This is a genomic window from Rhodobacter capsulatus (genome assembly GCF_052363185.1).
Classification (GTDB): Bacteria; Pseudomonadota; Alphaproteobacteria; order Rhodobacterales; family Rhodobacteraceae; genus Rhodobacter; species Rhodobacter capsulatus_E.
In genome coordinates, this window is the sequence record NZ_CP198955.1 from 2,297,392 (window position 1) to 2,311,715 (window position 14,324).

Annotated in this window: 15 protein-coding genes; 3 read left to right on the forward strand and 12 right to left on the reverse strand. The window is 65.4% G+C overall.

Going from position 1 to position 14,324, the window contains the following annotated elements; genetic code table 11:
• Positions 1–2: 2 nt before the first annotated feature.
• The 9 genes from ACTTAG_RS11260 to modA all read right to left on the reverse strand — a co-directional run bounded on the left by ACTTAG_RS11260 (position 3) and on the right by modA (position 9,107).
• A complete protein-coding gene (locus tag ACTTAG_RS11260; RefSeq protein ID WP_444462416.1) occupies positions 3–524 on the reverse strand; it encodes a gamma-glutamylcyclotransferase family protein in 522 nt (173 codons plus the stop codon).
• Entirely contained in the window at positions 521–1,201 is a 681-nt protein-coding gene (anfO, locus tag ACTTAG_RS11265) for a Fe-only nitrogenase accessory protein AnfO (protein ID WP_444462417.1), read from the reverse strand. The genes ACTTAG_RS11260 and anfO overlap by 4 nt, the downstream gene beginning before the upstream one ends.
• A 63-nt stretch (positions 1,202–1,264) precedes the next feature.
• The gene (gene anfK / locus ACTTAG_RS11270; protein WP_444462418.1) at positions 1,265–2,647 is read right to left on the reverse strand and encodes a Fe-only nitrogenase subunit beta; all 1,383 of its coding nucleotides are present in this window, start codon (positions 2,645–2,647) and stop codon (positions 1,265–1,267) included.
• A 13-nt stretch (positions 2,648–2,660) separates the two neighbouring features.
• On the reverse strand, positions 2,661–3,008 hold the full coding sequence (gene anfG, locus ACTTAG_RS11275; RefSeq protein WP_110806351.1) for a Fe-only nitrogenase subunit delta: 348 nt from the start codon (positions 3,006–3,008) through the stop codon (positions 2,661–2,663).
• Between the two features lie 10 nt (positions 3,009–3,018).
• Positions 3,019–4,602 (reverse strand): nitrogenase iron-iron protein, alpha chain, encoded by a 1,584-nt coding sequence (gene anfD, locus ACTTAG_RS11280; RefSeq protein WP_444462419.1) that lies wholly within the window; start codon positions 4,600–4,602, stop codon positions 3,019–3,021.
• 56 nt (positions 4,603–4,658) lie between these two features.
• Complete coding sequence (gene nifH, locus ACTTAG_RS11285; RefSeq protein WP_444462420.1) at positions 4,659–5,486, reverse strand: nitrogenase iron protein; 828 nt, start codon at positions 5,484–5,486, stop codon at positions 4,659–4,661.
• A gap of 443 nt (positions 5,487–5,929) precedes the next feature.
• A complete protein-coding gene (locus tag ACTTAG_RS11290; protein ID WP_444462421.1) occupies positions 5,930–7,546 on the reverse strand; it encodes a sigma 54-interacting transcriptional regulator in 1,617 nt (538 codons plus the stop codon).
• A 163-nt stretch (positions 7,547–7,709) separates the two neighbouring features.
• Complete coding sequence (gene modB, locus ACTTAG_RS11295) at positions 7,710–8,396, reverse strand: molybdate ABC transporter permease subunit (RefSeq protein WP_444462422.1); 687 nt, start codon at positions 8,394–8,396, stop codon at positions 7,710–7,712.
• Between the two features lie 3 nt (positions 8,397–8,399).
• Entirely contained in the window at positions 8,400–9,107 is a 708-nt protein-coding gene (modA, locus tag ACTTAG_RS11300) for a molybdate ABC transporter substrate-binding protein (RefSeq protein WP_444462423.1), read from the reverse strand.
• A gap of 109 nt (positions 9,108–9,216) precedes the next feature.
• Here modA and ACTTAG_RS11305 point away from each other — a divergent pair, with 109 nt between their 5' ends.
• Both ACTTAG_RS11305 and ACTTAG_RS11310 read left to right on the forward strand, forming a co-directional pair.
• The gene (locus ACTTAG_RS11305; RefSeq protein WP_444462424.1) at positions 9,217–9,921 is read left to right on the forward strand and encodes an ABC transporter ATP-binding protein; all 705 of its coding nucleotides are present in this window, start codon (positions 9,217–9,219) and stop codon (positions 9,919–9,921) included.
• Positions 9,922–9,937: 16 nt separating this feature from the next.
• Entirely contained in the window at positions 9,938–10,669 is a 732-nt protein-coding gene (locus ACTTAG_RS11310) for a type 1 glutamine amidotransferase (protein WP_444462425.1), read from the forward strand.
• 87 nt (positions 10,670–10,756) lie between these two features.
• Here the strand turns inward: ACTTAG_RS11310 and ACTTAG_RS11315 are convergent, their stop codons facing one another.
• The 3 genes from ACTTAG_RS11315 to ACTTAG_RS11325 form a co-directional block, all read right to left on the reverse strand.
• Complete coding sequence (locus tag ACTTAG_RS11315; protein ID WP_444462426.1) at positions 10,757–11,323, reverse strand: HNH endonuclease; 567 nt, start codon at positions 11,321–11,323, stop codon at positions 10,757–10,759.
• 404 nt (positions 11,324–11,727) lie between these two features.
• Positions 11,728–12,390: an alpha/beta hydrolase gene (locus ACTTAG_RS11320; RefSeq protein WP_444462427.1), complete on the reverse strand. Its 663-nt coding sequence runs from the start codon at positions 12,388–12,390 to the stop codon at positions 11,728–11,730.
• Complete coding sequence (locus ACTTAG_RS11325) at positions 12,387–13,019, reverse strand: DNA-3-methyladenine glycosylase family protein (protein ID WP_444462428.1); 633 nt, start codon at positions 13,017–13,019, stop codon at positions 12,387–12,389. Before ACTTAG_RS11325 ends, ACTTAG_RS11320 begins: the two co-directional genes overlap by 4 nt.
• Before the next feature lie 81 nt (positions 13,020–13,100).
• Between ACTTAG_RS11325 and ACTTAG_RS11330 the strand changes: the two genes are divergently transcribed.
• Positions 13,101–14,318, forward strand: coding sequence for an MFS transporter (locus ACTTAG_RS11330; protein WP_444462429.1), 1,218 nt, complete (start codon positions 13,101–13,103; stop codon positions 14,316–14,318).
• The last annotated feature ends 6 nt before the right edge of the window (positions 14,319–14,324 follow it).

The following is a 14,324-nucleotide window of genomic DNA, read 5'->3' on the forward strand; positions in this document are numbered from 1 at the left end:
TTTCAACAGCAGGAGCCAGCAAAGATCGGCAGGGTGATCGCCATCGGCACCGGATAGGCGGGCTCGGTGGCGGGCAGCGCGCGCAGCGCCGCGATGTAATCGGGGTCAAGCCCGTGCAGCCGCGCGCCTTCGGCGATGCGGTCACGATAGGGGCGGCTCGGCGGCTTTTCCGCCCGCCGTTCGGTCTTGATCAGCGCCACCGCGCCAAGGGCCGTGCCGTCTTCGGTCACGACGTCGATCGGGGTATGGAAATAACGCCCGGTGCCGTTCAGCTTCACGCCCCGGGCGGCTTCGAGCATCTCGGCCTCCGACGGCGCAAGGCTGTAGATCACGCCGGGCACATGGGCGTCGGGATCGGGGATCAGGCTTTCCTCGGCCCCGTCCCAGACCCGCGAATGACCGAAAAAGCCGATCCGCCAACCCCGCGCACTGGCCCGGGTGAGCGGCTTGGCCGAGGGGCAGAGCTTGCCGATTTCCTCGGGATGCAGATCTAGACCGTAAGCAAAAACAAGCACTTTCTTCATCGCACAGGCTCCGGTTCCAGCGTGAGGGTGACGAAAAGCGCGCCGTCGCGGCGCTCTTCGGTGCTGTGCAATCCGCCAGCCTGCACCGCCCGGGCGAACCAGCGCGGCGGGTGATCCATGCGGATCGTCAGCGGGCGGAACGGCTCGGCCATCAGGATCGGGCCAAGGACCGAGCGCGAGTTGTGCCGCGCATCCGAGGCCAACGCTGCGGCCAGATCGACAAAGCGGCTGCCGTCGGGGCGGTTTTCTGCCTGCACCGCGGGCGGCGGGCTGATCGCTGCGACCTTGCCGCCGCAGCCGCCGCAGCCGCCCTCGGGTTTGGTGTCGCAGCAGGCGGCCTGTTGCGCGCGTTCCTCCTCGCCCGCGCAGACCGAGGCGAGCATGGCTTCAACGGGCCCGGTCGAGCGCCAGACGCTGAAGCCGTATTGTTCCTGCAACAGCGAATAGACATAGCCGCGGACCTCGGCCGAGATCAGCACGGTGCAGGGGGCCAGCGCGAAAACCATCCGCTCGACGGCGGCGCGCAGGGCGGGAATTCCGCCCTCGCGCGGCAATTCGAGCGGCCAGTCTTCGACCAATGTCCAGTCGGTGCCGCTGCCTTCGTAAAGGAAAAGCCGACCGGGGGTGTTCAGGGAAGCGGGTTGGCCCGCCGCGTCCAGATGAAGGGCAATCTGCATGGGAACCTCCGAAGGAAAAGGCCGGGCCGCCGCGACGGCCCGGCAGGTTGCGCGGCGATGCCGTCACCACACGTTGAGGATCCATTCCTTGTTTTTCTTCGCCTCCATGTCGGCGAAAAGCGTGTTGGCCATCGTCTCGGCCAGGAACATCGCGCCGCCGTAGCCCAGCACCGGATGGCGATACATCCCGGCGCGGTCGTAGGTCGGAAAGCCCACGCGCACCATCGGCACCTTGTAGTCGATCGAGATGAACCGGCCTTTCGAATGGCCAAGGATCAGATCGAGTTCGAGCCCCTGCTGGATGCGGCTTTCCAGATCCCAGAAATCGGCGTTCGTGACGATTTCCAGATCGGGGGCGTTTTCCTGCAGCGCCAGCACGCGGGGGTCTTTCACATACCCCGAGTTGTCATCGCCCAGAAGCAGCAGTTTCGGCTTCATTTCGAGGTCAAGACAGAACTCGGTCAGGCCGATGGCCAGATCCGGGTTCGCATAGATCGCCACCCGCTTGTCAGCCAGAAACATGTGGCCGATGTCGGCGATGGCATCGAGCGCAAGGCCGCGTTCCCTGACCAGCTGCGCCGGGATCGGCTGGCCGGTCATTTCCGAGACCGATTTCAGGAAGGCATCGGTGTTGCGGATGCCGACCGGGGTCGGCCCGATCACCGAGGGAACCTTGAACTTCTTCTTCAAGTAATCGGCCGCCTTCATCCCCTCGTAGCGGTTCAGTGCGATGGTGCCCTTGGCGTTCGCGGTGTCGCGCAGATCGTCGATGGTGGTCGAGCCGTGCGAGTGATGCTCAAGATCCGGCATCAACGGGCTGTCGAAGCTTTCGACTTCAAACAGCACGTTCGCCTTGACCTCCATCACCTCGAGAAGGTGCTTCAGCTCCTTCACATCGCCCGGGTTCACCCAGCCGGTGATCAGGTTGATCTTGTCGCTGGGCTCGTCTTTCGTCGCGAATTTCTTCACGAAATCATGCACCGCCTTGTCATAGCCGGTGATCATCGAGCCGACGAAGCTGGGGCAATGCACGGTCAGCAGATGCACTTCGCGGCCGGGGAATTTGGTCGGCAGAAGTTCATCTTCCAGCTTCGACAAAAGCCCGTCCACATCGTCACCGATGATCTCGGTCGAGCAGGTGGTGATGATCGGCACCACCTTCACATCGGGGTAGCGGGTCAAGAGCACCTCGACCGCGGTTTCGACACGGTCGAGCGCGCCGAAGACCGCGCCGTCTTCATGGACCGACGACGAGGCGATCTCGAAGCTTTCCTTCATGTGCTGCGAGATCAGCAGACGCACGAACATCACGCAGCCCTGGCCGCCGTGAACGATGCCGATACAGTCCTTGATCCCGATCGAGGCGAATTGTGCGCCTGCGGGCTGACAGGTGAAGATCGGGTTGATCGTGCCTTCCCGCGCCTTCTGGGTGACCTGGCAAGTCATGGGTCTGATCCTTTCAATAATGCGGGACGGTCAGCTCGGTATTGAGCGAGCCGTGAACGGTGAGGTGGTCGATCTTTTCGTGCAACGCCTTGAACAGGCTCTTGATCTCGGGCTTGGTCATGGCCATCAGCCAGGGAAACCGGGTCTTGAAGGCGCGCGACAGGATCACCGCATCGACCCAGTAGCAGCGGTCCATCGCGGTTTCATGCACAGGCTCTTCGCCGCACAGGATCTCGCAGGTCTGGCTGAGGATCCCGGCGTTCTGCTTCAGCCGGTCCCAGCCGCGCGAGTTGAACTGCCACAGGCAGTTCTTCATGATGTAATCGACGAGCGGGGCGATCTTTTCGACGGTGTCGGTCATGGTGTCCCCCTCACTCGGCGGCAGGTTGGGCGGCGTCGCGGAGCGCTTTCTGCTCGGCGGCATAGGCCAGGTTGCGGGCGCGGACTTCGGCGATGGAATCGTATTTGCCGGTGTATTCGTGCAGCACCTCGCTGAACTTCACCGCGTCCGAGACGGTCAGATCGGCGTTCATCTTCGCGGTGCGGAAGCCCGAGGTGATCGGCGCATCCGGGGCCGAGATGTCGATCGCCGCCAATTGGCGCATCGGCGCATAGATCGCGTTGTAGATGTCGCGGGCGAAGCGCACCCAGCCTTCGAAGCCCTTGTAGGGGCCGTTGTGATAGGCATGGGCGTTCAGATAGGGCACGCCGTGTTTCTTGACGAATTCGCCCGGGCGCTTGCCGGTGAAGATGATGTCGGGCTTGAGCATTTCGATCGCCTCGACCGATTCAAGCTCGTTCGGATCGTCGATGGCGAGCGCACCTTCACCGCAACGCGAGACACCCTTTTCCATGTCGCCCTGATGGCCGAACTTGGTGTAGACCGAGACGACCTTGAGGCCCATTTCCTCTTCGATCGCATGCGCCCAGTGCCAGAGCTTCGAGCCGCCCGGCCAGAGGCACACTTTCTTGCCCTGCAGCCGTTCCTTGTACCAGTCGAGTTGCGGTTTCCACTTCGCATATTCCTCGGCGATCAGCGCCTCGGCCTTGTCTTCGATGCCGAAGAACAGCGCGACCTTGCGCAGCGAATTGGCGAGCGGCTCGAAGCCGAAGCCGTCGATGTCGAGCCGGGGAATGCCGTAGCGCACGCGCAGCTCGTCGCAGATGTATTCGGCCGAGCGCGCGCATTCGAGCACGTTCAGTTGCGCGCGGTGCATCATCCGCAGGCTGTCATAGCTGCCGTTGCCGGTGAAGGTCGACAGGACATGGATGCCGATGCGATTGAAATAGTCGATCATCACCTCCTGATCGCCCTGGATGTTGTATTCGCCCACGTAGTTGATGACGTGTTCGCCGAGGTATTCCGGCTCGACCGTGCCGACCTTCTGATTGAGCCAGGCGATGTTGATCTTGTGGTGGCCGCCCGATTGGCTCGGCCCCGCGAAGCCCGGCGAGTTGCAGACGAACACGTCGACATCGCCGCGTTCCGCCATCACTTCCTTGGCGATGGCGTCGACGTCATCGCCGATCAGCGCCGTGGTGCAGGTCTGATAGACCGTCATGCGCTTGATGTTCGGGAAGGCGTCGAACGCCTCGTGCATCGACTTTTTCAGCAGCCCTTCCGCGCCGAAGACGACGTGCTTTTCCTTCACGTCGGTGGCGAAGGTGTATTTCAGCTGGAAGTTGTCGTTGTCCGAGATGTAGCGCTTCGTCTGCCAGGTGTCGTAGGTGCAGCCGTTCGGCCCGTGCGAAATGTGGATCACGTCCTTCATCGGCGTGCCGATCACGTGTTTCGCGCCGCAATAGGCGCAGCCGCGTTCGGAAATCGTGCCGGGGATCGTGTTCAGGTAGCCTTTCGGCAGGCAGGAGGTCAGATCCTCGCCCGCCGCCTTCATCACCGCGTGCTCGCGCCGCTCGGGGATGCATTTCGAGACTTCAAACTCATGGTAGGGCATCGGCCTAACTCCATGGAAATTCGGGGAAAGGGCGCCGGGCGCGGCGCCCCGGTGCGTCAGTCCATCAGGCCGTATTTGACGACCATGGCTTCGAGTTCATCCATGGCGAGCGGCTTCGGGATCACGAAATCCTCGTTCTCGATGATCTTGCGGCCCAGTTCGCGATATTCCTGCGCCTGATTGGCCTCGGGCTGGAATTCGGTCACGGTCTGCTTGTTGAACTCGGCCTTCTGCACGATGTTGTCGCGCGGCACGAAGTGGATCATCTTCGAGCCGATGGCCTTGGTGAATTCATCAAGGAACTCTTTCTCGCCATCCACGTTGCGGCTGTTGCAGATGATCCCGCCCAGACGCACGCCGGATTGCCGGGCATATTTCGCCAGACCCTTGCAGATGTTGTTGGCGGCATAGATCGCCATCATCTCGCCCGAGGCGACGATATAGACTTCCTCGGCCTTGCCGTCGCGGATGGGCATGGCGAAGCCGCCGCAAACCACGTCGCCCAGCACGTCGAAGAACAGGAAATCAAGGTCTTCGCTATAGGCCTCGTTTTCTTCCATCAGGTCGATGGCGATGATGACGCCACGCCCGGCGCAGCCCACGCCCGGCTCCGGCCCGCCCGATTCCACGCAGCGGATGTCCTTGAAGCCGGTCTTCACCACCTTGTCGACGGTGACACGCTCGGCGCCCTCGATGCGCAAGGTGTCCATCACGGTGGCCTGCGGCAGACCGCCGAGGATCAGACGGGTGCTGTCGGCCTTGGGGTCGCAGCCGTGGATGAAGACGTTCTTTTCGTGGAAATAGGCAAGGGCTGCGGCGGTGTTCTGGGTGGTCGTCGATTTGCCGATACCACCTTTGCCGTAAATGGCGATCTTGCGGGTCATGGGTCGCTCCTTGGGAAGGGATGTCTTGCGACGGCGTTTCGCTGCCGTCTGAACCTTAAAGAGCAGCCCTCGTGCCAAGGTGATTTTCGGGTGGAAATTGACTGTCAGTGCCCTGATATAAAAAGATATTTTACGGCCCACCCTGCCCCGCCGCCCGACCGGAATTCCTTACCGTTATGTAACCGATTACCGTTCGGTAAATGGCCCTCCGAACGCCGGGCAGGATCGGGCGGAAAAGGAAAGGCACTGCCTTTCCCCGCCCGTTTCGCCGCGCAGATGAAAAGACCGTTTGCACCGGGCACAACAAAGGCCGGCGCCAGCCCCGGCGGGCGAGACGCGCCCGCCAATGGCGGGGCGGGCGCTGGCCGGGACGCTTTGGCGCCCCGGCGGTCTTGGGGACAGGGTCCGCGTGACCTCGGCAATGGCCTCGGTCAAGGCCGCCATCAGGCCGAGGCGCGATAGCGGTGCGGGTCGATGCCCAGCCGCCCCATCCGCAGCCCCAACACGCGGCGCGAGACCTGCAGCACCTCCGCCGCCTGCCCGATATTGCCCTGCGTCGTCTTCAGCGCCTCGATGATCATCTCGGTCTCGACGAGGCGCACCTTTTCCTCCAGCCCCACGCCCAAGGTCGTGCCGCTTTCCTTCGCCGTCTGCAACGAAGGCGGCAGGTTCCAGGCGTGGATCACCGCATCATCTGACAGGATCACCGCCCGCTCGATGACGTTTTCGAGTTCCCGCACATTGCCCGGCCAATGATAGGCCATCAGCATGTTCAGCGCCGGGGTCGAAATCCGCTTGACCGATTTCTCCATCGCCTTGCAGGCCTTGGCGACGAAATGATCGGCCAGCAGGATGATGTCCGAACCGCGCTCGCGCAGGGGCGGCACGGTGATCGGCACGACGTTGAGGCGATAGAACAGATCCTCGCGGAAGCGCCCCTCGGCCACCATCCGCACCAGTTCCCGGTTCGTCGCCGCAATCACCCGCACATCGACCTGCACCGGGGTCGTACCGCCGACCCGTTCCAGCGTGCGATCCTGCAGCACGCGCAACAGCTTCGCCTGCACCGAGGGGCTGAGTTCGCCCAACTCGTCCAGAAACAGCGTGCCGCCATCGGCCTGCTCGAACAGCCCCTTGCGCAGCGCCAAAGCCCCGGTAAACGCCCCCTTTTCATGGCCGAAGAGCAGGCTTTCCGCGAGCGTCTCGGGGATCGCCGCGCAGTTGAACCGCACGAAGGGCTTGCCCGCCCGGTCCGAGGAATAATGAATGGCCGAGGCCACCAGTTCCTTGCCGACCCCGCTTTCGCCCAAGATCAGCACCGTCGCCCGGGTTTTCGAGACCTTGCCGATCAGATCATAGACATCGGCCATCATCGCCTTGGAATTGCCGATGATATTGCCAGGCTTGAAGCGCTCGCGCAGGGCATCGCGCAGCTCGCGGTTCTCGCGCTCCAGCTCCAGCTTCTCGACATTGGCGATCAGGTAAAGCTCGACCGTCGGCGCGATCATCAGCGCGATCGCGGCCAGAAACTCGGCATCCTGCTTCAAAAGCCGCTGGTTGATGTAGCTGCGTTCACCGCCGATCGTGCCCAACACCCGCTGCCCCAGCATGATCGGCACACAGACGAAGGCGACCTTGCGCCGGGATTCCCCCGCATGCGCCCCGGTGCGATCGAGGAAATCGGGGCTCTCGTGCAGCCGCGGCGCGATGATCACCCGGCCCGTCTCGGCCACCTTGCCGGTGATGCCCTCGCCCATCGCATAGACGCCCCGGCTTTCCTCCTCCGGCGTCAGGCCGAAGCTTTGGTGGATGAAGACCTGCCCGCGGCGGCGATCCATCAGCGCAACGCTGCCGCGCTCCATCCGCATTTCGCTGCGCATCATCTTCAGAATCATGCCCAGACTCTCGCCCAGATCGGGCGCTTGCGAGATCACCGCATTCAGCCGGTAAAGCGTCGGCAACAGGTTCACCCGGCATTCCCCGGTGAAACATTGGCCGAATTCGTCCTCGGGGCTTGTCTGCCCAAGCTCAAGCGCCTCGAGCTGATCCTCGCCGACCATGACCGCCTCCGTTATATAGTGATTCCACATATCGAAGGCTGCGCTGCAAAAGGGCGCAGATCCAAGCCCCGCGCCGCCAGCCGTGCAGGAATGCGGGAAAGAACACCGGGCCTGCCCAGTATTCGGGCAAGCCTGCGCCCTCGGAAGGCGCTTTGGGAAGGGCTCAGGAAAGCGGCGCCGGGCGGCGGCGCAGCACGATCAGCACCAGCGTCGAAAAGAGCCCGAGCGCCGCCGAAAGCACCAGCGCGCGGCGAAATTCGCCCACCGTGACCGCGTTGTAGATCTCGAGCGAGATCGTGTTGGTGCGGCCAAGGATATTGCCGCCCAGCATCAGCGTGACGCCCACCTCGCCCAAAGATCGCGCCGTGGCCATCAAGAGCCCCGCCCCCAAGGCGCCCGCGATATTGGGCAGGATGACGCGCGCAAAGATCGAGATCTCGCCATGGCCAAGGGTGCGCGCCGCCTCGGCCAAGTTCCGGGGCAGCGCGGAAATCGCCGCCTCGACCGGTTTCACGACCAGCGGCAGCCCGACGATGACCGAGGCCAGCAGCACCCCCGCCTGAGAAAAAATGAAGCCTGCACCGAAGCTTGCCTCGATCCAGCCGCCAAGGCCGCGACGCCCCAGAAGCATCAGCAGAGCAAAGCCCAGCACGATCGGCGGAAAGACCATCGGCAGCGTCACCGCAATGTCGACCAGGCTGCGCCCGGGCCAGCGCCGCTTCGAGAGCGCCCAGCCCAGCGCCACCCCCAGCGTCGCATGAACGGCCAGCGTCGCCGCCATGATCCGCAGGCTCAGCCCCAGTGGAAAGGCCAGCCCCGGATCGCCGAGCACGGCGGCGACCGTCTCCACCGCCTAGAGCCCGTAACGGTGCAGGATCTCCTGCGCGGGCGGCGTGGCCAGAAACGCCGCAAACCCCTCGGCCGAGGCATCAAGCACGCCGCAACTGATCTCGATCGGCGCATAAAGGCCCGGATCGACCGCGACCCAGCCGCCCAGATCCCCCTTGGCGCCGATCGCATCGGTGATGTTCAGAAAGCCCGCATCGACATCGCCGGTGCTCAGATAGGCCGTCACCTGCGGCACCGTCGCCACCGTGACAAGCTTCGGATCGACCTGCGCGGCCAGCCCGGCATGGTCGAGATATTGCCGCCCGGCCTTGCCGTAAATCGCTGATTTTTCGTCAGGAATGCCGACTTTCGCGATACCGTCCCCGGCCAGTTCGGCCGCATCGGCAAGGCTGATCCCCTTGCGGAAGGCGACGACCAGCTTGCCCGTGCCCATCGGCAGGAAGCGTTCGAATGTCAGCCCCTCGGCCTTGGCCAGCACCGCCTTGTCACCACAGACCATCGCCATCTTGCCGCTTTCGCGCGCTTGCCCCAGCACCTGGCCCATATTGCCATAGACCTCGCCCACGGATTTGCCGCTTTGCGCCTCATAGGCTGCGATGGCCTCGGCGATCGGGCGGCGATAGCCCGCCCCCGCGCCGATCACCAGATCTTCGGCCAGCGTGGCGGTGGCGGCACAGAGGAACACGGCCGAGATGGCAAGACTTTTGCGCATGGGAAACTCCTGTCGGTTTTGCGGGCTGGACAAGCGCCGCCTCTCGCTATGTAGTCCAACCTAATAGCGATCAGGTCAACTCCCCCCGCGCCACCGCAGGACAAACACCGTGCCAAGTGCTACCCCTCTTGCCGTCACGCTTGAAACGCCGCTTGCGGGGCCGGAGGGTCCGTTTCAGCTTGATGTCGCGCTGAGCGTGGCGGCGGGGGAGTTTGTGGTGCTGACGGGGCCTTCGGGGGCGGGCAAGACGACGCTGTTGCGGCTGATCGCGGGGCTGGCGCGGCCCGCGCGCGGCACCGTCGCGATGGCCGGGCAGGTCTGGAGCGACACCTTGCGCGGGACATCCCTGCCGGTGCGCGCCCGGCCGCTGGGCTTCGTGTTTCAGGATTATGCGCTGTTTCCGAACCTGACGGTGGCGGGGCAGATCGGCTTTGCGCTGCACGACCTGCCCCGGCGCGACCGGGCGGAACGCGTCGCCGAGATGCTCGATCTGGCCGGGCTTTCGGGGCTGGCCGCAGCCTTTCCGGCGCAGCTTTCGGGCGGGCAGAAGCAACGCCTCGCGCTGGTGCGGGCGCTGGCGCGGCGCCCGAAACTGCTGCTTCTCGACGAGCCGCTGTCCGCGCTCGACCCCGACACCCGCGCCCGTCTGCAAACCGAATTGCGCCGCCTGCATGACCATTTCGGCGCCACGACGCTGATGACCAGCCACGACCCCGCCGAGGCGCAGCGTCTGGCCGACCGGGTGTTGCGGCTTGACAGAGGGCGGCTTGACACCGCGCCAGCCCCCCCATCCCTGCGCCTCGTGCGTGCCTGAAAGCCCCGGAGACCCGATGAAGATTCTTGTTTTCCAGCACCTTGCCGTTGAACACCCCGGCACCCTGCGCGATCTTTGGGCCGCGGCAGGGCATGAGATGACCACGGTCGAGCTGGATGAAGGCGCGCCGATCCCGCCGCTTGAGGGCTTCGATCTCTTGGTGGCGATGGGCGGGCCGCAGGATCTGTGGCACAAGGACGACCTGCCCTGGATGCGGGCGGAACTGGCGGCGATCCGGGCTTGGGTCGTGGATCTCGGGCGGCCATACTGGGGCATTTGTCTCGGCCATCAGCTGCTGGCCGAGGCGCTTGGCGGGCGGGTCGGGCCGATGGCCGCGCCCGAGGTGGGTCTGTGCGAGGTCACCCGCACCGCGGCCGGGGCGAGGGATGCGCTCTTCGGCACCCTGCCCGCGCGGCTCTTGACCTTTCAATGGCACGGCGCCGAGATCGTGACCCTGCCCGACGGCGCGGAGGTTCTGGCCGGGAATGCGGCCTGCGGCGTGCAGGCGATCCGCTGGGGCCGCCACGCCTGGGGGCTGCAATTTCACGTCGAGATCACCGAAACGACGGTGGCGGACTGGCAGCAGATCCCGGCCTATGCCGAAAGCCTGCGCAGCGCGCTTGGCGAGAGCCGGGCGGGGGGGCTTGCGGCCGAGGTCGCGCCGCATCTGGCGGCCTTTCGCGCCACCGCCGCGCAGATGAACGCGGCCCTTGCGGCGGCGATGGCGCCCAGCAGCGCGTCACGCTAGCGCCCGGCCGCAACCGCCCGCCGCGGGACATCCGATCCGCCCCGGGGCCAAGCAGAGCGCCTTTCCGCCCTGCGCCGCCTGCCGGGGTCAGTCTTCCAGCTCGCTGTCCCAGTAAAGAAAGTCGAGCCAGGTCTGATGCAGCCCGTCCTTTGCCATCGGCAAACGCCGCGCGATGTCGTCCAACTGGCGCGGGCTCGGTTCGAAAGGGGCGCGCAGAAGCCGCATCCCCGCCTCTTTCGGGGTGCGGCAGCCCTTGCGCAGATTGTCGGGCCCGCAGGCGGTGACGATATTCGTCCAGCGGCTGCCCCCCGCCCGCGCCCGCGGGATCACATGGTCAAAGGTCAGTTCCGACACCGCAAAGCGCTTGCCGCAATACTGGCAGCGGAATTCGTCGCGCAAGAACACGTTGAACCGCGTGTAGGGCACCTTCTTGCGCCGCCGATAGGTCTTGAGCGCCACCACCGCCGGGATCTCGAAACTGGCATTGGCCGAGGAGACCCGCAGCCCCTCGTAGGTCTTCACCTGAATGACGCGGTCTTGCAGCACCGCCACCAGCCCCTGTTGCCAGCTCCAGGCCGAGAGCGGCGCCCAGGAAAGCGGCTGCATGTCGGCATTCAGCACCAGCGTGCGCAGATTGCCAATTGCCGCATTCATCCCCGCCCCCTTTCGGCAAGGTCTTGCGCGCAAAGAAAAAAGCGCGTGGAATGCACGCGCTTTCGCAAGGTATGATCCAGATCTTTCGCCGCCATCGGGGTCGGCACGCCCGGCGCGCAAAGGCAGGCAAAGCCGCCATCGGAAGAAATCCGCGCCCGCCGGTCCCTGCCCGGACTTCGCCCTTGCCCCCCCGAAGTCGATCGCCGCATCCTTCATCCCCCGCCTTGCCCAGAGCGGACAGCACGGCGGAGAAGCCCCCGCCTCTGCCACATCCCGACTATATCTCGCGTTCGCCTCAGGACAAGGCCCGCGATCTGCACAGAGTGCCGATGCGCACAGGCATTGCATGCCTTTGCAACGGCGATGTGACGGGTTGCCCGGAAATCGGGCAGGCGGGCGGCGACTCAGGCGGGCAGATGCGCGCGCAGGAAGGCCAGCGCCTGCCCCAGCCCGTCGGGCGAGATGCCATGCCCGGTGCCGCGCATCACATGGGTGCGAATGTCGAAGCCCGCGGCCGTCAGCGCATCGGCCGCCTGTTTCAGATCGCCGAAGGGCACGATCTGATCGACATCGCCATGCAGCAGCAGCATCGGCGGTTTCGTCACCGTCTCGGCGGCCAGCACATCGGCGCGCAAAAGCCGACCGGAAAAGCCGACGACCCCGGCCAAAGCCTGCGCACGCCGCGGCGCCACCTGCAGCGCCATCATCGTGCCCTGCGAAAAGCCGACCAGCGCGATCTGCGACGCCGCCAGCCCCTCGGAGGTCATCACCTGATCGAGGAAGGCGTTCAGATCTTCGGACGAGCGCGCCAGCCCCGCCGCGGCCTCTTCGGGGGCGGAGCCGTCAAGCCAGGGGATCGGGAACCATTGCCGACCAAAGGGATTGGTGACGCATTCCTCGGGCGCGTCGGGGGCGAGGAACAGCGTGTTCGGCAGATGCGGAGCCAGCGGCTCGGCCAGACCCAGCAGGTCATCGCCGTCGGCGCCATAGCCATGCAGGAAGATCACCGCCGAGGTCGCCTTGCCCGACCGGGCCTCGACCCGTCCCACCTTCATTTCCCGCGTCATGGCGCCACTCCTTCACGATCCTTCATCGCCGCGTAATAGGCCCAAAGCCCGCGCGCGGCAACCGCCCGCCAGGGCGACCAGGGGGCAGAAAGCGTGCCAAAAGCCCGCGGCTTCGGCCGTTCGGGCAGGTCAAACAAGAGCCGCGCCGCCTCGGCCAAGGCCAGATCGTCGACGGCAAAGACATCGGCGCGGCCAAGGGCGAACATCAGATACATCTCGACCGTCCAGCGCCCGATGCCGGGCAGGGGCAGAAGCGTGTCGATCACCTGCGCGTCGGGCAGGGTCCGCAGCGCCGGAAAGTCGATCCCCGAACGGGCAAGCGCCTGCAGATAGCGCACCTTTTGCCGCGAAAGTCCGCAGGACCGCAGATCGTCCTCGGAAGCCTCGGCCAAAGCGGGGGCGGCGCCGAAGCCCGCTTCCACCAGCTTGCCGCGGATCGCGCGCGCCGCGGCGGTGGAGACCTGCTGCCCCAGGATCGCATCGCGCAGGGCTTCGAACCCGTCTTCGCGGCGGCGCAGCGGCCAGGGGCCGGTCCGCGCCAGCGCGCGGGCAAAGCGTGGCTCGGTCGCGGCGAGCCAGGCCGCGCCCTCGGCGATATCGTCTTCGGTGGTGATGATGCGTCCGACCATGCGCCCAGCCTGCCCGGTTTTCGCGCCTGCCGCCAGCCTCGAAAGCTTGCCAGCCCGACCGGCGCAGGATAGGCCTTGGCCATGACCGAGAGTGCCGCCCCTGCCCCGCCGCTGCCGCTTCGCAACCTGATCGTGCTGGTCGCGGCCCAGGCCTTTCTGGGCGCGCAAATGTCGATGATCTTCACCGTGGGCGGGCTGGCGGGAAAGTCGCTGGCCACGAACCCCTGTCTGGCGACGCTGCCGCTCTCGCTGATCGTGCTGGGTTCCGTGCTGACGGCGCAGCCGATGTCGTCCTTCATGGCCGTGCACGGGCGGCGCGCGGGGTTCATTCTGGCCACCACCGCGGGGGGCATCGGCGCGGCGATTTCCGCCCATGCGCTGGCCATCGGCTCTTTCCCGCTCTTCTGCCTTGGCTCGCTGCTGGCGGGCATCTACATGTCGGCGCAGGGCTTTTACCGCTTCGCCGCAACCGACGGCATCGCGCCCGAACACCAGAGCAAGGCGATTTCCTGGGTGCTGGCCGGGGGCCTGGCGGCGGCGGTGCTGGGGCCGCAGCTGGTGAAGTTGACGGCGCAGGCGCTGGTGGTGCCGTTTCAGGCGACCTATCTGGCGATCATCGCGATAAACCTGGCGGGGCCGCTGCTCTTTGCCTTCCTGCGCATCCCCGCGCCGGGCCGCCGGGTGAAGGGACAGGCGGCGGGCCGGACACGGGCGCAGCTGCTGCGCGATCCGGTGATCCTGGTGGCGATGGTCTGCGGCATGGTTTCCTATGCGCTGATGAACCTCGTGATGACCTCGACCCCCTTGGCCGTGGTCGGCTGTGGCCATACGACAACGAATGCGGCCGATATCGTTTCGGCGCATGTGCTGGCGATGTATCTGCCCTCGTTCTTCACCGGCCATCTGATCGCCCGCTTCGGGCGCGAGGTGATCGTGGGCATCGGTCTCGTCATTCTGGCCGTTTCGGGGGCGGTGGCGCTGACCGGGGTGAACCTCGAGCAATTCTTCCTGGCGCTGGTGCTGCTGGGGCTGGGCTGGAACTTCGGCTTCATCGGCTCGACCGCGATGCTGACGGCGGCCCATGCCCCCGAGGAACGCGGCACGGTGCAGGGGATGAATGATTTCGTCGTCTTCGGCGGGGTGTTTCTGGCCTCGCTCAGCTCGGGCGGGCTGATGAACTGCAGCTCGGGCGATGCGGTGGCGGGCTGGCAGGCGGTGAACCTCGCCATGCTGCCGTTCCTGACGCTCGCCGGCGCGGCGCTGATCTGGCTGATGCTGCGCCCGAAAGACACCCGCTAAGGGATT